This window comes from Paenarthrobacter sp. JL.01a, assembly GCF_025452095.1.
In the GTDB taxonomy this organism is placed as follows: Bacteria; Actinomycetota; Actinomycetes; order Actinomycetales; family Micrococcaceae; genus Arthrobacter.
Map to the genome: position 1 here is coordinate 159887 of NZ_CP104877.1, position 19663 is coordinate 179549.

Sequence of the window (19663 nt, forward strand, 5' to 3'; positions counted from 1 at the left end):
CACCTTGGGGAACCTTCATGTCTACCGACGTCACGTCCGACGCAAACGGCAAGCCCGGCTCCGGAGCGCCCGCCTCGGCAGGGACAACGTCCACGCAGGCGGCGGCCTCTGAGGCGCGGGGCTCTGACAAGATGTCCCGCGAGTCCGTGACGGTCATCGTCACGCTGCTGGTGGCGACCTTTGTGGTGATCCTCAACGAAACCATCATGAACGTTGCGCTGCAGCGGTTGATGACGGACCTTCAGGTGAGTGCCTCCACGGTGCAGTGGCTGGCTACCGGCTTTATGCTCACCATGGCTGTGGTCATTCCCACCACTGGCTTCATCCTGCAGCGCATGAGTACCCGCGGGGCCTTCATGCTGGCCATGGGACTCTTCAGCGGTGGCACCCTGCTGGCAGCGCTTGCACCGGGATTCCTGGTCCTGCTGCTCGCCCGTATCGTTCAGGCCGGCGGCACGGCGATCATGCTTCCGTTGTTGATGACCACCATCCTGACCCTGGTTCCCTTGTCCAGGCGCGGAGCGGTGATGGGCAACGTGAGCATCGCCATTTCAGTGGCACCGGCGATGGGCCCGACTGTCTCGGGCATCATCCTTGACCACTTTTCCTGGCGTTTCATGTTCGTATTCGTGCTGCCCGTTGCCTTGGCCGCTTTCGCGATTGGTGCCAAGTACCTGACCAACGTGGGTGAGCGGGAAAAGACCACTCTTGACCTGACCTCCGTGATCCTCACTGTCCCTGCGTTCGGTGGCCTGGTCTATGGGCTCAGCCAGATCGGTGGCTCCAACGCAGGTGTTGTTCCGGTGATCGCGCTGGTGGTCGGACTCCTGTGCCTGGCCTTGTTTGTCTTCCGGCAGCTCAAGCTCCAGAAGTCGGACGCTCCGCTGCTGGATCTGCGTGCCTTCAAGTTCCGTATGTTCACCGTGTCCACGCTGTTGATGGTGGTAGCGATGATGGCCCTCTTCGGCGGAGTGATCCTGCTGCCGCTGTACCTGCAGAACACCCTGCACCTGCAGCCACTGGAGACCGGCCTGGCATTGTTGCCCGGTGGATTGGCCATGGGTCTGCTGGGCCCTGTCATCGGCAGGATCTTCGACAAGGTTGGCCCCCTGCCCCTGACCCTGTCCGGCTCCATCCTGATGGTCCTGACGCTATGGCAGTTCTCCCGGCTCGACGAGGGAAGTGCGCTCGGTTGGGTGATTGCCCTCCACGTAGCCTTGAGCTTTGGCTTGGCGCTGCTGTTCACGCCCGCGTTCACCACCGGACTGAACCCGCTGCCGCCGCATCTCTATTCGCATGGTTCGGCGATCATCAGCACGGCCCAGCAGGTTTCGGGCGCAGCCGGCACCGCACTGCTGGTGTCCATTTACGCCGTGGTCTCTGCATCGTCCGGACTTGTTGCCGGCATGCAGGCAGCGTTCCTGGCCGCCACGGTGATCGCAGTAATCGCCGTGGTGCTCAGCGCCATGATGCGGAAGACCGAAGGCGCCGGAGCCCACGGAGGCCACTGACGTCCTTGCGCGTCTGCAACCCTCTCTCACATCCCTCCCGTTTGGCCCGGCCCCTCGCTCACATCCCATGGGTTGGGTCCGGTCGCTCGCTCACATAACAACCGTTTCACCTCAACGCTCTCTCACCTTGTCGGTGGGGGAGCGTTGTTGCTTTCGGGGTTGCTCCAAGTCCCAGGCCGGATACCGATGCTCGCTCACATCCCCGGGGGTTTGGTGGGGTCGCTCGCTCACGTTCCCGGGGTTTGGTGGGTTCGCTCGCTCGGTTGGGTGTTCGACGGCGGGTGGTTGGGGTGTGTGATGGGCTTCACTTGGGTGGTTTGTGGGTGTTTTGGGGGGTTTGGTTGGTTGTTTTGGCGGGTTTTCCTTGTGTTTGCGGGGTTTTTGGGTGGGGTTGGGGTGGATTTGGTGTGGGGGTGGGGCGCGTGTAAAGTTATTCGAGTCGCCGCCGCTGATGCGGGATGATGGCGACCGACTCCCTTCAAATTACCGGTTCCGGTGGTGCTTTTGTGTGCTTCTGGTTGGTGGGGGAGGCCCGGGGTTTGGTTTGCTTTGAGCGGCCGGTTCGGGTAAGTTTGAAAAGTTGCTTCGGAGCGATCCAGTGGCCCTGTGGGGTTGGTGGTGGTGCCGGTAGTGTCTGTTGTTTGAGAACTCAATAGTGTGCCAAGTTTGTTGATACCGATTGTTTTTTGATTGGTTGAAATTTATGCCAGTACTGTCGCGCACCCCCGTGTGTGGTGGTCTGGTTTTCAGCTGGTTTCGAATTTTGTGCAGCCGCGTTCTTGCCGTTATTTCCGGTGGGTGTGGTTGTGTCTGTTTGATTTGTTTTACTTCAACGGAGAGTTTGATCCTGGCTCAGGATGAACGCTGGCGGCGTGCTTAACACATGCAAGTCGAACGATGATCCCAGCTTGCTGGGGGATTAGTGGCGAACGGGTGAGTAACACGTGAGTAACCTGCCCTTGACTCTGGGATAAGCCTGGGAAACTGGGTCTAATACCGGATATGACTCCTCATCGCATGGTGGGGGTGGAAAGCTTTTGTGGTTTTGGATGGACTCGCGGCCTATCAGCTTGTTGGTGGGGTAATGGCCTACCAAGGCGACGACGGGTAGCCGGCCTGAGAGGGTGACCGGCCACACTGGGACTGAGACACGGCCCAGACTCCTACGGGAGGCAGCAGTGGGGAATATTGCACAATGGGCGAAAGCCTGATGCAGCGACGCCGCGTGAGGGATGACGGCCTTCGGGTTGTAAACCTCTTTCAGTAGGGAAGAAGCGTAAGTGACGGTACCTGCAGAAGAAGCGCCGGCTAACTACGTGCCAGCAGCCGCGGTAATACGTAGGGCGCAAGCGTTATCCGGAATTATTGGGCGTAAAGAGCTCGTAGGCGGTTTGTCGCGTCTGCTGTGAAAGACCGGGGCTCAACTCCGGTTCTGCAGTGGGTACGGGCAGACTAGAGTGCAGTAGGGGAGACTGGAATTCCTGGTGTAGCGGTGAAATGCGCAGATATCAGGAGGAACACCGATGGCGAAGGCAGGTCTCTGGGCTGTAACTGACGCTGAGGAGCGAAAGCATGGGGAGCGAACAGGATTAGATACCCTGGTAGTCCATGCCGTAAACGTTGGGCACTAGGTGTGGGGGACATTCCACGTTTTCCGCGCCGTAGCTAACGCATTAAGTGCCCCGCCTGGGGAGTACGGCCGCAAGGCTAAAACTCAAAGGAATTGACGGGGGCCCGCACAAGCGGCGGAGCATGCGGATTAATTCGATGCAACGCGAAGAACCTTACCAAGGCTTGACATGAACCGGTAATACCTGGAAACAGGTGCCCCGCTTGCGGTCGGTTTACAGGTGGTGCATGGTTGTCGTCAGCTCGTGTCGTGAGATGTTGGGTTAAGTCCCGCAACGAGCGCAACCCTCGTTCTATGTTGCCAGCGGTTCGGCCGGGGACTCATAGGAGACTGCCGGGGTCAACTCGGAGGAAGGTGGGGACGACGTCAAATCATCATGCCCCTTATGTCTTGGGCTTCACGCATGCTACAATGGCCGGTACAAAGGGTTGCGATACTGTGAGGTGGAGCTAATCCCAAAAAGCCGGTCTCAGTTCGGATTGGGGTCTGCAACTCGACCCCATGAAGTCGGAGTCGCTAGTAATCGCAGATCAGCAACGCTGCGGTGAATACGTTCCCGGGCCTTGTACACACCGCCCGTCAAGTCACGAAAGTTGGTAACACCCGAAGCCGGTGGCCTAACCCTTGTGGGGGAGCCGTCGAAGGTGGGACCGGCGATTGGGACTAAGTCGTAACAAGGTAGCCGTACCGGAAGGTGCGGCTGGATCACCTCCTTTCTAAGGAGCTGCTTACAATCTGTTGTCCCTGCCTGCATGGGTGGGGGTGTGGTTGTCAGTGTTGCCCATTGCGCAGGCGTTTGTTCTGCGGTGGGTGCTCATGGGTGGAATATCAACGAATCATTTTTTTGGCATGGCCTTTGCGGTGGTGTCCTGGTGCTAGTACGGCGGTCCTTCGGGGTTGTTGGGAACGTGTCCGGGGTGTTGGTTGTGGGGGTTGTGTTTGGCGCACTGTTGGGTCCTGAGGCAACAGGACCTTTTTGCAGCAATGCATTGGAGACTGGTGTTTCTTTTGTTCCTGCTTCCGGTACTGCCGTGTTCCCTTGTTGGGGGTGTGGTGGTCTGGTTGATGGGGTTGTTGTTTGAGAACTACATAGTGGACGCGAGCATCTGAGACACACGCACTTGTGTGTGTGTTTCTACAGCAATTTCTTTTTGATGAACCTGGCCTTTTGTGGTCGTGGTTCTCTCGAGTAGTTGATGCATCATGATCGGGCGTTTTGTTCGATGTGTGTGGTCAAGTTTTTTAAGGGCACACGGTGGATGCCTTGGCATTAGGAGCCGAAGAAGGACGTAGGAATCTGCGATAAGCCTGGGGGAGTTGATAACCGAGCGTTGATCCCAGGATGTCCGAATGGGGAAACCCCGCACAACGCTGCAAGGTGATTGTGTGACCCGCATCTGAACACATAGGGTGCGTGGGGGGAACGCGGGGAAGTGAAACATCTCAGTACCCGCAGGAAGAGAAAACAAGAGTGATTCCGTTAGTAGTGGCGAGCGAACGCGGATCAGGCTAAACCGTTTCCATGTGTGATAGCCGGCGGGCGTTGCATGGGCGGGGTTGTGGGACTTTCCGTTCTGGTTCTGCCGGGCCAGTGAGGTGAGAGTGCGTGCATAGGTGAACGGTCTTGAAAGGCCGGCCAGAGAGGGTGTGAGCCCCGTAACCGTAATGTTGTGTGCCGCCTGGAGAGTATCCCAAGTAGCACGGGGCCCGAGAAATCCCGTGCGAATCTGTCAGGACCACCTGATAAGCCTAAATACTTCCTAATGACCGATAGCGGACCAGTACCGTGAGGGAAAGGTGAAAAGTACCCCGGGAGGGGAGTGAAACAGTACCTGAAACCGTGTGCTTACAATCCGTCGGAGCAGCCTTTGTAGTTGTGACGGCGTGCCTTTTGAAGAATGAGCCTGCGAGTTAGTGTTACGTCGCGAGGTTAACCCGTGTGGGGTAGCCGTAGCGAAAGCGAGTCTGAACAGGGCGAGTGTAGTGGCGTGATCTAGACCCGAAGCGGAGTGATCTACCCATGGCCAGGTTGAAGCGACGGTAAGACGTCGTGGAGGACCGAACCCACTTCAGTTGAAAATGGAGGGGATGAGCTGTGGGTAGGGGTGAAAGGCCAATCAAACTCCGTGATAGCTGGTTCTCCCCGAAATGCATTTAGGTGCAGCGTTGCGTGTTTCTTGCCGGAGGTAGAGCTACTGGATGGCCGATGGGCCCTACAAGGTTACTGACGTCAGCCAAACTCCGAATGCCGGTAAGTCAGAGCGCAGCAGTGAGACTGTGGGGGATAAGCTTCATAGTCGAGAGGGAAACAGCCCAGACCACCAACTAAGGCCCCTAAGCGTGTGCTAAGTGGGAAAGGATGTGGAGTTGCGAAGACAACCAGGAGGTTGGCTTAGAAGCAGCCATCCTTGAAAGAGTGCGTAATAGCTCACTGGTCAAGTGATTCCGCGCCGACAATGTAGCGGGGCTCAAGTACACCGCCGAAGTTGTGGATTTCACACAGTACCCTAGCCTTCGTGGTTCAGGGGTGTGGAGTGGTAGGGGAGCGTCGTGTGGGCAGTGAAGTCGCGGTGGAAACCAGCGGTGGAGCCTACACGAGTGAGAATGCAGGCATGAGTAGCGAAAGACGGGTGAGAAACCCGTCCGCCGAATGATCAAGGGTTCCAGGGTCAAGCTAATCTGCCCTGGGTAAGTCGGGACCTAAGGCGAGGCCGACAGGCGTAGTCGATGGACAACGGGTTGATATTCCCGTACCGGCGAAAAACCGCCCATGCCAAGCGGGGGATACTAACCGCCCGGAGCCTGCCCGCTCACCCTTGTGGTGTTGTGGGTTTTGGCCGAGCGCGGGACCTGATCCCGGGAGGTAAGCGTATTAACAGGTGTGACGCAGGAAGGTAGCCGGGCCGGGCGATGGTTGCCCCGGTCTAAGGATGTAGGGTCAGGGATAGGCAAATCCGTTCCTGTGTGTTTCGAGCACGATCCTGAGATCTGATGGGACCCCCGTTCGGGGGGATCCGGTGATCCTATGCTGCCTAGAAAAGCATCGACGCGAGGTTTTAGCCGCCCGTACCCCAAACCGACACAGGTGATCAGGTAGAGAATACCAAGGCGATCGAGAGAATTATGGTTAAGGAACTCGGCAAAATGCCCCCGTAACTTCGGGAGAAGGGGGGCCTGCCCCGTGATGGAGACTTGCTCTCCGTGAGCGGGTGTGGGCCGCAGAGACCAGGGGGAAGCGACTGTTTACTAAAAACACAGGTCCGTGCGAAGTCGCAAGACGATGTATACGGACTGACTCCTGCCCGGTGCTGGAAGGTTAAGAGGACCGGTTAGCTCTTCGGAGCGAAGCTGAGAATTTAAGCCCCAGTAAACGGCGGTGGTAACTATAACCATCCTAAGGTAGCGAAATTCCTTGTCGGGTAAGTTCCGACCTGCACGAATGGAGTAACGACTTCCCCGCTGTCTCAACCATAAACTCGGCGAAATTGCAGTACGAGTAAAGATGCTCGTTACGCGCAGCAGGACGGAAAGACCCCGAGACCTTTACTATAGTTTGGTATTGGTGTTCGGAGTGGCTTGTGTAGGATAGGTGGGAGACGTTGAAGCCCGGACGCCAGTTCGGGTGGAGTCATCGTTGAAATACCACTCTGGTCACTTTGGACATCTAACTTCGGCCCGTGATCCGGGTCAGGGACAGTGCCTGATGGGTAGTTTAACTGGGGCGGTTGCCTCCTAAAAAGTAACGGAGGCGCCCAAAGGTTCCCTCAGCCTGGTTGGCAATCAGGTGTCGAGTGTAAGTGCACAAGGGAGCTTGACTGTGAGAGAGACATCTCGAGCAGGGACGAAAGTCGGGACTAGTGATCCGGCGGTACATTGTGGAATGGCCGTCGCTCAACGGATAAAAGGTACCTCGGGGATAACAGGCTGATCTTGCCCAAGAGTCCATATCGACGGCATGGTTTGGCACCTCGATGTCGGCTCGTCGCATCCTGGGGCTGGAGTAGGTCCCAAGGGTTGGGCTGTTCGCCCATTAAAGCGGTACGCGAGCTGGGTTTAGAACGTCGTGAGACAGTTCGGTCCCTATCCGCTGCGCGCGCAGGAAATTTGAGAAGGGCTGTCCTTAGTACGAGAGGACCGGGACGGACGAACCTCTGGTGTGTCAGTTGTACTGCCAAGTGCACCGCTGATTAGCTACGTTCGGATGGGATAACCGCTGAAAGCATCTAAGCGGGAAGCTCGCTTCAAGATGAGATTTCCATACACACAATTTGTGTGAGAGGCCCCCAGCCAGACCACTGGGTTGATAGGCCGGATGTGGAAGCGAGGACTAACGACTCGTGAAGCTGACCGGTACTAATAGGCCAACAACTTACACCACACACAACACACTGCACGCGTCCACTATGTGGTTCCCAACCAACAACCCACCAGTTGAAACAGGAACCAACAACTAAATAACAACACCACAGTTGTAACCAACAGTCTTCCCACCCCCACCACACAAGAGCGGGGGAACGGGTAACAAGGTTACGGCGGTCATAGCGTGGGGGAAACGCCCGGTCCCATTCCGAACCCGGAAGCTAAGACCCACAGCGCCGATGGTACTGCACCCGGGAGGGTGTGGGAGAGTAGGACACCGCCGGACAACCATTAGGTCGAGACCCCCCAACCCACGGTTGGGGGGTCTCCCACATAAAAGACCACAAACACGCACAAGGCCCCCCACCACACCGGTCAGGGGCCACACGCATTTAACGACCCCATACACACGTAGGGCCCCAACCAGGCAGGTAGGGGCCTCACGCATTTAAGGCTCTCCCGGCTGAAGGCCTCGCTGCATCTGCCGTGAACGGTGCTGCAAGGCTCCCGCTCCGGCGTCGAGGCAAGGCCTGAAGAGAAGCTGTTACTGAGGGCCGGCCGAAGCCTGATCAGGAGGCCGGGGCCTTTGCCGCTTTGGCGGCTGCCTTTGCTGCCTGCTTGCTGGCACGCACCTTGGCCAGGGACCCCGGGTCCACGATGTCGGCTACGGACAGGTAGGAACCTTCCTCACCGTAGTGGCCGGCGGCTTCTTGCCATCCCGCAGCTCTGAGGCCGCACTGCTTGCCCAGCAGCGCCAGGAAGATCTTGGCCTTCTGCTCGCCATAGCCTGGCAGGGACCGGAGCCGGCGCAGCACTTCCGGGCCGTCGGGGTTCCCCCTCGTCCAGATCGCGGACGCATCTCCGCCCCAGTCGCTGTCCACCGCGGCCGCGAGGGCCTGGACCCTTCCTGCCATCGAGCCGGGGAATCGATGCACTGCCGGCCTCTCCTTGAACAGTTCAACAAAGCCGGCCGGATCCTGCTCTGCGACAACGCGCGGTTCCAGGGTCCCGAGCCGGGTGCGGATCTTTTCCGGACCGGCAAACGCGGACTCCATGGTGACCTGTTGATCCAGCAGCATGCCCGTCAGCAGGGCAAACGAGTCTTCACTGAGCAGTTGATCCGCGGCGGCATCGCCGGTGATGTGCAGTTCCATGCGTCCCATCCTCCCACCGGTGGGCAGCCCAGTCACGGCAGTGTTGGGGTGGTGTTCGACGGCGGTGTGGTGGGGTTTTGGGGGTGGGTGTGTGGGTGTTGGGTGGTGGATTTGCGTTGGGGTTGTGGGGCGTGTATTGTTTTCTGAGTCGCCGGGTGCGAAACGGAAAGCCGGAAGGTGTGTACGGTTCGGTAGGCGGCCAAAAATAACTCTTCTTTTCCAATGGCCCTGTTGTGGTGCGCTGCTTTGTGTGGTGTTCCGGTCGGGGTGATGTTTTGGGGGGTCTGTTGTTTGAGAACTCAATAGTGTGCCAAGTTTGTTGATACCGATTGTTTTTTGATTGGTTGAAATTTATGCCAGTACTGTCGCGCACCCCCGTGTGTGGTGGTCTGGTTTTCAGCTGGTTTCGAATTTTGTGCAGCCATGTTCTTGCCGTTATTTCCGGTGGGTGTGGTTGTGTCTGTTTGATTTGTTTTACTTCAACGGAGAGTTTGATCCTGGCTCAGGATGAACGCTGGCGGCGTGCTTAACACATGCAAGTCGAACGATGATCCCAGCTTGCTGGGGGATTAGTGGCGAACGGGTGAGTAACACGTGAGTAACCTGCCCTTGACTCTGGGATAAGCCTGGGAAACTGGGTCTAATACCGGATATGACTCCTCATCGCATGGTGGGGGTGGAAAGCTTTTGTGGTTTTGGATGGACTCGCGGCCTATCAGCTTGTTGGTGGGGTAATGGCCTACCAAGCGCGCGACGACGGGTAGCCGGCCTGAGAGGGTGACCGGCCACACTGGGACTGAGACACGGCCCAGACTCCTACGGGAGGCAGCAGTGGGGAATATTGCACAATGGGCGAAAGCCTGATGCAGCGACGCCGCGTGAGGGATGACGGCCTTCGGGTTGTAAACCTCTTTCAGTAGGGAAGAAGCGTAAGTGACGGTACCTGCAGAAGAAGCGCCGGCTAACTACGTGCCAGCAGCCGCGGTAATACGTAGGGCGCAAGCGTTATCCGGAATTATTGGGCGTAAAGAGCTCGTAGGCGGTTTGTCGCGTCTGCTGTGAAAGACCGGGGCTCAACTCCGGTTCTGCAGTGGGTACGGGCAGACTAGAGTGCAGTAGGGGAGACTGGAATTCCTGGTGTAGCGGTGAAATGCGCAGATATCAGGAGGAACACCGATGGCGAAGGCAGGTCTCTGGGCTGTAACTGACGCTGAGGAGCGAAAGCATGGGGAGCGAACAGGATTAGATACCCTGGTAGTCCATGCCGTAAACGTTGGGCACTAGGTGTGGGGGACATTCCACGTTTTCCGCGCCGTAGCTAACGCATTAAGTGCCCCGCCTGGGGAGTACGGCCGCAAGGCTAAAACTCAAAGGAATTGACGGGGGCCCGCACAAGCGGCGGAGCATGCGGATTAATTCGATGCAACGCGAAGAACCTTACCAAGGCTTGACATGAACCGGTAATACCTGGAAACAGGTGCCCCGCTTGCGGTCGGTTTACAGGTGGTGCATGGTTGTCGTCAGCTCGTGTCGTGAGATGTTGGGTTAAGTCCCGCAACGAGCGCAACCCTCGTTCTATGTTGCCAGCGGTTCGGCCGGGGACTCATAGGAGACTGCCGGGGTCAACTCGGAGGAAGGTGGGGACGACGTCAAATCATCATGCCCCTTATGTCTTGGGCTTCACGCATGCTACAATGGCCGGTACAAAGGGTTGCGATACTGTGAGGTGGAGCTAATCCCAAAAAGCCGGTCTCAGTTCGGATTGGGGTCTGCAACTCGACCCCATGAAGTCGGAGTCGCTAGTAATCGCAGATCAGCAACGCTGCGGTGAATACGTTCCCGGGCCTTGTACACACCGCCCGTCAAGTCACGAAAGTTGGTAACACCCGAAGCCGGTGGCCTAACCCTTGTGGGGGAGCCGTCGAAGGTGGGACCGGCGATTGGGACTAAGTCGTAACAAGGTAGCCGTACCGGAAGGTGCGGCTGGATCACCTCCTTTCTAAGGAGCTGCTTACAATCTGTTGTCCCTGCCTGCATGGGTGGGGGTGTGGTTGTCAGTGTTGCCCATTGCGCAGGCGTTTGTTCTGCGGTGGGTGCTCATGGGTGGAATATCAACGAATCATTTTTTTGGCATGGCCTTTGCGGTGGTGTCCTGGTGCTAGTACGGCGGTCCTTCGGGGTTGTTGGGAACGTGTCCGGGGTGTTGGTTGTGGGGGTTGTGTTTGGCGCACTGTTGGGTCCTGAGGCAACAGGACCTTTTTGCAGCAATGCATTGGAGACTGGTGTTTCTTTTGTTCCTGCTTCCGGTACTGCCGTGTTCCCTTGTTGGGGGTGTGGTGGTCTGGTTGATGGGGTTGTTGTTTGAGAACTACATAGTGGACGCGAGCATCTGAGACACACGCACTTGTGTGTGTGTTTCTACAGCAATTTCTTTTTGATGAACCTGGCCTTTTGTGGTCGTGGTTCTCTCGAGTAGTTGATGCATCATGATCGGGCGTTTTGTTCGATGTGTGTGGTCAAGTTTTTTAAGGGCACACGGTGGATGCCTTGGCATTAGGAGCCGAAGAAGGACGTAGGAATCTGCGATAAGCCTGGGGGAGTTGATAACCGAGCGTTGATCCCAGGATGTCCGAATGGGGAAACCCCGCACAACGCTGCAAGGTGATTGTGTGACCCGCATCTGAACACATAGGGTGCGTGGGGGGAACGCGGGGAAGTGAAACATCTCAGTACCCGCAGGAAGAGAAAACAAGAGTGATTCCGTTAGTAGTGGCGAGCGAACGCGGATCAGGCTAAACCGTTTCCATGTGTGATAGCCGGCGGGCGTTGCATGGGCGGGGTTGTGGGACTTTCCGTTCTGGTTCTGCCGGGCCAGTGAGGTGAGAGTGCGTGCATAGGTGAACGGTCTTGAAAGGCCGGCCAGAGAGGGTGTGAGCCCCGTAACCGTAATGTTGTGTGCCGCCTGGAGAGTATCCCAAGTAGCACGGGGCCCGAGAAATCCCGTGCGAATCTGTCAGGACCACCTGATAAGCCTAAATACTTCCTAATGACCGATAGCGGACCAGTACCGTGAGGGAAAGGTGAAAAGTACCCCGGGAGGGGAGTGAAACAGTACCTGAAACCGTGTGCTTACAATCCGTCGGAGCAGCCTTTGTAGTTGTGACGGCGTGCCTTTTGAAGAATGAGCCTGCGAGTTAGTGTTACGTCGCGAGGTTAACCCGTGTGGGGTAGCCGTAGCGAAAGCGAGTCTGAACAGGGCGAGTGTAGTGGCGTGATCTAGACCCGAAGCGGAGTGATCTACCCATGGCCAGGTTGAAGCGACGGTAAGACGTCGTGGAGGACCGAACCCACTTCAGTTGAAAATGGAGGGGATGAGCTGTGGGTAGGGGTGAAAGGCCAATCAAACTCCGTGATAGCTGGTTCTCCCCGAAATGCATTTAGGTGCAGCGTTGCGTGTTTCTTGCCGGAGGTAGAGCTACTGGATGGCCGATGGGCCCTACAAGGTTACTGACGTCAGCCAAACTCCGAATGCCGGTAAGTCAGAGCGCAGCAGTGAGACTGTGGGGGATAAGCTTCATAGTCGAGAGGGAAACAGCCCAGACCACCAACTAAGGCCCCTAAGCGTGTGCTAAGTGGGAAAGGATGTGGAGTTGCGAAGACAACCAGGAGGTTGGCTTAGAAGCAGCCATCCTTGAAAGAGTGCGTAATAGCTCACTGGTCAAGTGATTCCGCGCCGACAATGTAGCGGGGCTCAAGTACACCGCCGAAGTTGTGGATTTCACACAGTACCCTAGCCTTCGTGGTTCAGGGGTGTGGAGTGGTAGGGGAGCGTCGTGTGGGCAGTGAAGTCGCGGTGGAAACCAGCGGTGGAGCCTACACGAGTGAGAATGCAGGCATGAGTAGCGAAAGACGGGTGAGAAACCCGTCCGCCGAATGATCAAGGGTTCCAGGGTCAAGCTAATCTGCCCTGGGTAAGTCGGGACCTAAGGCGAGGCCGACAGGCGTAGTCGATGGACAACGGGTTGATATTCCCGTACCGGCGAAAAACCGCCCATGCCAAGCGGGGGATACTAACCGCCCGGAGCCTGCCCGCTCACCCTTGTGGTGTTGTGGGTTTTGGCCGAGCGCGGGACCTGATCCCGGGAGGTAAGCGTATTAACAGGTGTGACGCAGGAAGGTAGCCGGGCCGGGCGATGGTTGCCCCGGTCTAAGGATGTAGGGTCAGGGATAGGCAAATCCGTTCCTGTGTGTTTCGAGCGAGCACGATCCTGAGATCTGATGGGACCCCCGTTCGGGGGGATCCGGTGATCCTATGCTGCCTAGAAAAGCATCGACGCGAGGTTTTAGCCGCCCGTACCCCAAACCGACACAGGTGATCAGGTAGAGAATACCAAGGCGATCGAGAGAATTATGGTTAAGGAACTCGGCAAAATGCCCCCGTAACTTCGGGAGAAGGGGGCCTGCCCCGTGATGGAGACTTGCTCTCCGTGAGCGGGTGTGGGCCGCAGAGACCAGGGGGAAGCGACTGTTTACTAAAAACACAGGTCCGTGCGAAGTCGCAAGACGATGTATACGGACTGACTCCTGCCCGGTGCTGGAAGGTTAAGAGGACCGGTTAGCTCTTCGGAGCGAAGCTGAGAATTTAAGCCCCAGTAAACGGCGGTGGTAACTATAACCATCCTAAGGTAGCGAAATTCCTTGTCGGGTAAGTTCCGACCTGCACGAATGGAGTAACGACTTCCCCGCTGTCTCAACCATAAACTCGGCGAAATTGCAGTACGAGTAAAGATGCTCGTTACGCGCAGCAGGACGGAAAGACCCCGAGACCTTTACTATAGTTTGGTATTGGTGTTCGGAGTGGCTTGTGTAGGATAGGTGGGAGACGTTGAAGCCCGGACGCCAGTTCGGGTGGAGTCATCGTTGAAATACCACTCTGGTCACTTTGGACATCTAACTTCGGCCCGTGATCCGGGTCAGGGACAGTGCCTGATGGGTAGTTTAACTGGGGCGGTTGCCTCCTAAAAAGTAACGGAGGCGCCCAAAGGTTCCCTCAGCCTGGTTGGCAATCAGGTGTCGAGTGTAAGTGCACAAGGGAGCTTGACTGTGAGAGAGACATCTCGAGCAGGGACGAAAGTCGGGACTAGTGATCCGGCGGTACATTGTGGAATGGCCGTCGCTCAACGGATAAAAGGTACCTCGGGGATAACAGGCTGATCTTGCCCAAGAGTCCATATCGACGGCATGGTTTGGCACCTCGATGTCGGCTCGTCGCATCCTGGGGCTGGAGTAGGTCCCAAGGGTTGGGCTGTTCGCCCATTAAAGCGGTACGCGAGCTGGGTTTAGAACGTCGTGAGACAGTTCGGTCCCTATCCGCTGCGCGCGCAGGAAATTTGAGAAGGGCTGTCCTTAGTACGAGAGGACCGGGACGGACGAACCTCTGGTGTGTCAGTTGTACTGCCAAGTGCACCGCTGATTAGCTACGTTCGGATGGGATAACCGCTGAAAGCATCTAAGCGGGAAGCTCGCTTCAAGATGAGATTTCCATACACAATTTGTGTGAGAGGCCCCCAGCCAGACCACTGGGTTGATAGGCCGGATGTGGAAGCGAGGACTAACGACTCGTGAAGCTGACCGGTACTAATAGGCCAACAACTTACACCACACACAACACACTGCACGCGTCCACTATGTGGTTCCCAACCAACAACCCACCAGTTGTCAGGAACACACAACTAAATAACAACACCACAGTTGTAACCAACAGTCTTCCCACCCCCACCACACAAGAGCGGGGGAACGGGTAACAAGGTTACGGCGGTCATAGCGTGGGGGAAACGCCCGGTCCCATTCCGAACCCGGAAGCTAAGACCCACAGCGCCGATGGTACTGCACCCGGGAGGGTGTGGGAGAGTAGGACACCGCCGGACAACCATTAGGTCGAGACCCCCCAACCCACGGTTGGGGGGTCTCCCACATAAAAGACCACAAACACGCACAAGGCCCCCCACCACACCGGTCAGGGGCCTTCAGCCGTTAAAGCGCCGCTAGCCCGAGAAGAACTCCGACAATTCCGAGATCAGCTTGTCCGGCGCTTTGTTCGGGCCATCATGGCCGAAGCCGGGCAGAATGGTGTAGCTGGATCCGGAGAGGACGTCGTGGATCTGTCCGCAGGCCACACCGAAGTATGCAGGGCTCTTTTCCCCAACCACGATCAACGTCTCAAGGGGGAGTGCCAGGAACGGCTCGGCAGGCATGTCAGCGGCGATGACCGCCTTGATTTCACGGACACCACAGGTCATAAGCTCCCGCAGCTGCTTGCCCAGGGGAGTTCCCGCTGCGAGCTTGTTGGCCAGTGTCAGCATGGACAGCGGCATCCTCGCGAAGGCGCCGCCCGTCTCTACTCCCTTGATAAGAACGGCGAGGGCGCGATCGTAGTCTCCTGCCGCCGTCGCGCGTTCATAGTCGTCCGTCCACTCGGCCTTGACGCTGTGGTTGACCGAAACCGCGGGGTCGTAGACCGCGAGGCGCTCTACGGGAAGCGTGCGCGCTGCGTGCAAGGCCACTGCGCCGCCGAAACTGTGCCCGAACACGTCCGTGCTGGACGTGTGCTCCATAACGGTCTGGAGATCCCGGATATCGGCTTCCAAGGTGTAGTCCTCGGCCTGGGGCGATGAATCGCCGCGTCCGCGCCTGTTGAACGTGTGGACTGGCCGGCCGAGGGCGTCGCTGAGCTTCTGGGCGAAGCGCGTGTAGTCCGAAGCCGTGACCATCGAGGCAGGAACCACCACGACACCAGAGCCTTTCGATGCCTGCCCACCGCCTGTGGTGAATACTTCGAGGTGTCCGCCGTCGTGGGTCATGATGATGTCGCGCGTCATGTCATGAGCCTAGCCGAGCCACCTGACAGCACGCCGCATACCGGTCCCGTATGTGAATAAACCGTGGATGCGGGTAAGAGTCAGCCTTTGAAGTAGTCCGATATGTCCGTCACGAGTTCGTTGACTGCCGCGGGGACCGAGCCGTGGAAACCCTTGGGTGAGACTTCCAGGGTGCTCCCCGGAACCGCCCTGTTCAGCCGCGCCGCGGCGACTTTGTAGAACTGCGGGCTCTTTTTGCCCACCATGAAGTGGGTGTTCGAGGGCAGCACGGAAAAGTCCTGGGGCGTGTCGGCGTCCTCGAACGCGGCCTTCAGTTCGCCCACTCCGGAGGGCAGCAGCTGCCGGAACAACTTGTTCACCTTGGTCCGGGAAACCACGGCCATGAGACCAGCCAGGATGGGCTCGGGCACCCGCGCCAGCGCAGTACCGGGTTCCATGCCACGCCGCATCCGGGCCATCGCCCTGTTGAAATCGCCCTTGTCCACGGCATCGGCAAAACCATCCACCCAGCCGGTATCCATGCTTCCGTCGATGTTCACCGCGGCATCGTAGACAGCGAGCTTGCCGGGCTCATGACTGGTGCCGGCGAAGGCCTGGGCGGCATTAAGGGCAACGGAACCGCCGAGGCTGTGGCCAAGGATGTTGCGGGCGCCGGTGGCGTCCATAATGGTGCGGACGTCCTCTATTTCCGTTGCCATGGAGTAATCGTCCGGCTGGTCTGTGGAATTTCCCCGGCCACGACGGTCGTACACGTCCACGGCCCAGCCGTCGCCCAGACCCTTCGCCAGGGCCACGGAGAACGGCCTGTAGATAAGGGCCGTGAGAAACGCGCCGCCGATCAGCACCACCCTGCGCTCACCGGGTGCGTTGTCGGCGCCGTAACTGTACAAGGCGAGGCTGCCGCCGTCGTGCGTCTTGATTCCACGTTCCTTCACCGGAACATCTTAGGTGGCGTCCGCCCGCTCTTCCGGGAGGTGGTTCGTTGAAAGGAAGCGCGCGATCCGCGCCGCCAGGCGCCGTCCAGGCCGCAGCGGACCTTCGTGGAATTGCCGCGGCACCACCGCGAACTCGATGGCGGGAACGGCGCCAGCCAGCGCCCGCCCCGTCTCCCCGAAGTACGACGGACTCCATCCGCCGCTGAGCATGAGGGTGGGCGTGGACAACTTCATGAAGTCGTGCAGGTGCGCATCAGCGTTGAGGACTGCCCGCATTTCCACGACGGCGGTGGGCAGCAGGGAGCGCATCTCCAGTCCCAGCCTGGTTTGGGCCGACAGCACGCTCAAGGTACGCAGGGCGCGCAGCGGAAGGTAGGAAATCGGGCCGGCAGTTCCCAGGCCCTGCACCAGATGCGCCCATGCGTGGTCCAGCTGGCCCGCGGTGACTGCCTCCTCCAGCTCCGGTCGCCACCGGCTGCTCAAGTTGCCGGACAAGGACACCGCGGCGTCATAGGTCACCAGGCGGTTGATCACGGTCTCCCGCGCAGCCTGAAGCGCCACAAACCCGCCATAGCTGTGGGCAACGACGTCGGTGGAGCCGCTTTTCTCCATGACCGCCTGGAGGTCCGAGATCTCGGTGTCGACGGAGTATCCGGCGGGTTGCGGGGCGGAATTGCCGCGGCCGCGCCGGTTGTAACTGTGGACCGGTCGCCCCAGCAGGACGCTCAAGGTCCGCGCGAAGGACCAGTACAGGGAATCGGTCACCAGAGTGCCATGGACAAGCACGACGCCGGCCGGTTCCGCAGGCGCTTGGGCGCCGGGAAGCGAGGCGGCCGCCGCCGGCCTGAAGCTGTGCACCTCAAGCTGCCCGCCGCCGTCGTACGTTTCAACCATCCATGTCTCCACTGTCCGAGTCTATGCTTTGGCCCGCTGGCAAAGTCCGGAAGTGGAGGCCCGTAATCAACGGTAAACTTAAGGACTGTGACTTCCGCAAACACCCCAGCCCCGAACACCCCCGCAGAACCCATCGACGCCAGCGAGCAGATGCGCATCCGCATGGACAAGCGCGCGAAGCTGATCGAGCGCGGCACGGAGGCCTATCCCGTGGGCGTGGAACGGACCCACTCCCTCAGCGAAATCCGCGAAAAGTACGCGCACCTCGAGGCCGATGAGACGACGGGCGACGTCGTTGGCGTCACCGGACGCGTGGTGTTTGTCCGCAACACCGGCAAGCTCTGCTTCGCCACCCTCCAGGAGGGCGGCGTGGACGGCAAGGGTGTGCGCCTGCAGGCGATGCTGAGCCTGGCGAACGTCGGCGAGGAAGCCCTGGCCGACTGGAAGGCCCTTGTGGACCTCGGCGACCACGTCTTCATTAAGGGCGAGGTAATTTCCTCCCGCCGCGGCGAACTGTCCGTGATGGCCGATTCCTGGTCCATGGCGTCCAAGGCACTGCGTCCGCTCCCCGTCCTGCACGCGGAGCTCAACGAGGAAACCCGCGTCCGCCAGCGCTATGTGGATCTCATGGTCCGCGACGAAGCCCGCGAGATGGTTTACAAGCGCGCTGCCATTACCCGTTCGGTCCGCGATACCCTTGACCGTCACGGTTATGTCGAGGTGGAAACGCCCATCCTGCAGCTGGTCCACGGCGGTGCAACGGCCCGTCCTTTCGAAACGCACATGAATGCTTTCGACCAGAAAATGACGCTCCGCATTGCCACCGAGCTTTTCCTTAAGCGCGCAGTCGTCGGTGGAATTGACCGTGTCTACGACATGGGCAGGGTGTTCCGCAACGAAGGTGTGGACTCCACCCACAGCCCCGAATTCACCACGCTTGAATGCTACGAGGCGTGGGCCGACCAGTTCGTCATGGCGGAGCGCATGAAGGAAATCATCCTGAATGTGGCCGACGTTGTGGGTACACGCACCATCCAAACGGAAGCCGGTGAGATTAATCTCGACGGCGAATGGGCCTGGCTCGCCGTGTACCCCGGTATTTCAGAAGCAGTGGGCGTGGAAATTACCCCGGACACCACTGTGGAGGAGTTGTTGGCGATCGCCGCCAAGCACGACGTCAAGGTGGATCCGAAATGGGACGCCGAGAAGATTGTGGTTGAACTCTTCGGTGAAATCGTGGAGCCCACGCTCCTCAACCCCACTTTTGTGTACGACTACCCGCCGTCGGCGCAGCCATTGGCCCGCCCGCACCGCGAGGATGGCCGTTTGATCGAGGCGTGGGACCTCATTATTGGCGGCATGGAGCGCGGAACGGCATTCTCCGAGTTGATTGACCCTGTTATTCAGCGCGAACGCCTCACGGAGCAATCCCGCAGGTCCGCTGCCGGTGATGAAGAAGCCATGCAGCTGGATGAGGACTTCCTTCGCGCTCTCGAATACGGTGCGCCGCCCATGGGCGGAATCGGACTCGGAATCGACCGCTTGGTCATGTTGTTTACCGGTGCCGGTATCCGCGAAACCATTCTTTTCCCCCTGTTGAAGCCTGAAGGGCACTGATCATGGAGTACATCGCAGTCCTGGCGCCATCAGTGGTGGTTGGTTTGATTTTCTGGTTTGCCATGAAGTCCATCTTCAATGCGGACAAATCCGAGCGCCAGGCAGAAGCCCGCGCCCAGGAGGAGGCCAATATGAGAAATCAGGGTCCCACTCCGGAAGGTCCGGCCACTAAATAGGCCCGGAATTGGGTGCCCCTAAGCAGGGCAATCCAATTGTGCTTTGACGCGCGTGCTTGCCGTGACAGATAATCAAGAAAGAAACCCGGGGAATTTCTGATTATCCAAACCCTCCGAATGAGAGGCAACTCATGGCACAGAAAGTAAAAATCATCCTCGTCGATGACCTGGATGAAGGGTCTGCGGACGAAACTGTCCGTTTTGGCCTCGATGGCGTGAGCTACGAGATGGACCTGTCCACGGCTAACGCAGCTTCCCTCCGGAAAGCCCTGGAACCGTACGTCGCCAAAGCCCGCAAGACCTCCGGTCGCGCAACCCGTGGCCGTGCTGCTGCAGTCCGCAACCAGGATTCTGCACAGATCCGCCAGTGGGCCCGCGATAACGGCTACACGGTCAACAGCCGCGGCCGTATTCAGGCCGAAATTCAGGAAGCTTATCAAAAGGCAAATTCCTGATTCATCACTTCAATGCCCCGGCAGTCGCTGCCGGGGCATTCGTTGTTTAAGCAA

The 19663-nt window shown here is 58.5% G+C and carries 8 protein-coding genes and 6 rRNA genes; 10 read left to right on the forward strand and 4 right to left on the reverse strand.

Translation table 11 applies throughout. The features are described from left to right. Positions 1-17 precede the first annotated feature (17 nt). From N5P29_RS00815 to rrf (N5P29_RS00830), 4 genes are all read left to right on the forward strand, one after another. On the forward strand, positions 18-1511 hold the full coding sequence (locus tag N5P29_RS00815; protein ID WP_262276822.1) for a DHA2 family efflux MFS transporter permease subunit: 1494 nt from the start codon (positions 18-20) through the stop codon (positions 1509-1511). Between the two features lie 829 nt (positions 1512-2340). After that, positions 2341-3857, forward strand: a 16S ribosomal RNA gene (locus N5P29_RS00820). Between the two features lie 515 nt (positions 3858-4372). Next, a 23S ribosomal RNA gene (locus N5P29_RS00825) occupies positions 4373-7519 on the forward strand. Positions 7520-7669: 150 nt separating this feature from the next. Continuing rightward, positions 7670-7786 (forward strand): 5S ribosomal RNA (gene rrf, locus N5P29_RS00830). Between the two features lie 283 nt (positions 7787-8069). Here the strand turns inward: rrf (N5P29_RS00830) and N5P29_RS00835 are convergent. After that, positions 8070-8663, reverse strand: a complete 594-nt coding sequence (locus tag N5P29_RS00835) for an HhH-GPD-type base excision DNA repair protein (RefSeq protein ID WP_262276823.1) — start codon at positions 8661-8663, stop codon at positions 8070-8072. A 470-nt stretch (positions 8664-9133) separates the two neighbouring features. Between N5P29_RS00835 and N5P29_RS00840 the strand changes: the two genes are divergently transcribed. The 3 genes from N5P29_RS00840 to rrf (N5P29_RS00850) all read left to right on the forward strand — a co-directional run bounded on the left by N5P29_RS00840 (position 9134) and on the right by rrf (N5P29_RS00850) (position 14581). Continuing rightward, positions 9134-10653: ribosomal RNA gene (locus N5P29_RS00840) — 16S ribosomal RNA — on the forward strand. A 515-nt stretch (positions 10654-11168) separates the two neighbouring features. Beyond that, positions 11169-14316, forward strand: a 23S ribosomal RNA gene (locus N5P29_RS00845). A 148-nt stretch (positions 14317-14464) separates the two neighbouring features. Then, positions 14465-14581: ribosomal RNA gene (rrf, locus tag N5P29_RS00850) — 5S ribosomal RNA — on the forward strand. The 16S, 23S and 5S rRNA genes sit together here, the layout of an rRNA operon. 117 nt (positions 14582-14698) lie before the next feature. Here rrf (N5P29_RS00850) and N5P29_RS00855 read toward each other — a convergent pair. The 3 genes from N5P29_RS00855 to N5P29_RS00865 all read right to left on the reverse strand — a co-directional run bounded on the left by N5P29_RS00855 (position 14699) and on the right by N5P29_RS00865 (position 17373). Next, entirely contained in the window at positions 14699-15532 is an 834-nt protein-coding gene (locus tag N5P29_RS00855) for an alpha/beta fold hydrolase (protein ID WP_262276824.1), read from the reverse strand. A gap of 80 nt (positions 15533-15612) precedes the next feature. Beyond that, positions 15613-16467, reverse strand: coding sequence for an alpha/beta fold hydrolase (locus N5P29_RS00860; RefSeq protein WP_262276825.1), 855 nt, complete (start codon positions 16465-16467; stop codon positions 15613-15615). A gap of 9 nt (positions 16468-16476) precedes the next feature. Continuing rightward, positions 16477-17373, reverse strand: coding sequence for an alpha/beta fold hydrolase (locus N5P29_RS00865; protein WP_262276826.1), 897 nt, complete (start codon positions 17371-17373; stop codon positions 16477-16479). 75 nt (positions 17374-17448) lie between these two features. On the opposite strand from N5P29_RS00865, the gene lysS reads away from it, so the two are divergent. The 3 genes from lysS (at position 17449) to N5P29_RS00880 (ending at position 19609) form a co-directional block, all read left to right on the forward strand. Continuing rightward, complete coding sequence (gene lysS / locus N5P29_RS00870; protein ID WP_262276827.1) at positions 17449-18978, forward strand: lysine--tRNA ligase; 1530 nt, start codon at positions 17449-17451, stop codon at positions 18976-18978. A 2-nt stretch (positions 18979-18980) separates the two neighbouring features. Next, the gene (locus tag N5P29_RS00875; protein WP_262276828.1) at positions 18981-19154 is read left to right on the forward strand and encodes a hypothetical protein; all 174 of its coding nucleotides are present in this window, start codon (positions 18981-18983) and stop codon (positions 19152-19154) included. A 131-nt stretch (positions 19155-19285) separates the two neighbouring features. Beyond that, entirely contained in the window at positions 19286-19609 is a 324-nt protein-coding gene (locus N5P29_RS00880; RefSeq protein ID WP_262276829.1) for a histone-like nucleoid-structuring protein Lsr2, read from the forward strand. Positions 19610-19663 lie beyond the last annotated feature (54 nt).

Excerpts from the sequence above, each read along its gene's own strand:
- N5P29_RS00835 (WP_262276823.1), bottom strand. The coding sequence starts at position 8,663 with ATGGGACGCATGGAACTGCACATCACCGGCGATGCCGCCGCGGATCAA.
- N5P29_RS00855 (WP_262276824.1), bottom strand. The coding sequence starts at position 15,532 with ATGACGCGCGACATCATCATGACCCACGACGGCGGACACCTCGAAGTA.
- N5P29_RS00815 (WP_262276822.1), top strand. The coding sequence starts at position 18 with ATGTCTACCGACGTCACGTCCGACGCAAACGGCAAGCCCGGCTCCGGA.
- N5P29_RS00875 (WP_262276828.1), top strand. The coding sequence starts at position 18,981 with ATGGAGTACATCGCAGTCCTGGCGCCATCAGTGGTGGTTGGTTTGATT.
- N5P29_RS00880 (WP_262276829.1), top strand. The coding sequence starts at position 19,286 with ATGGCACAGAAAGTAAAAATCATCCTCGTCGATGACCTGGATGAAGGG.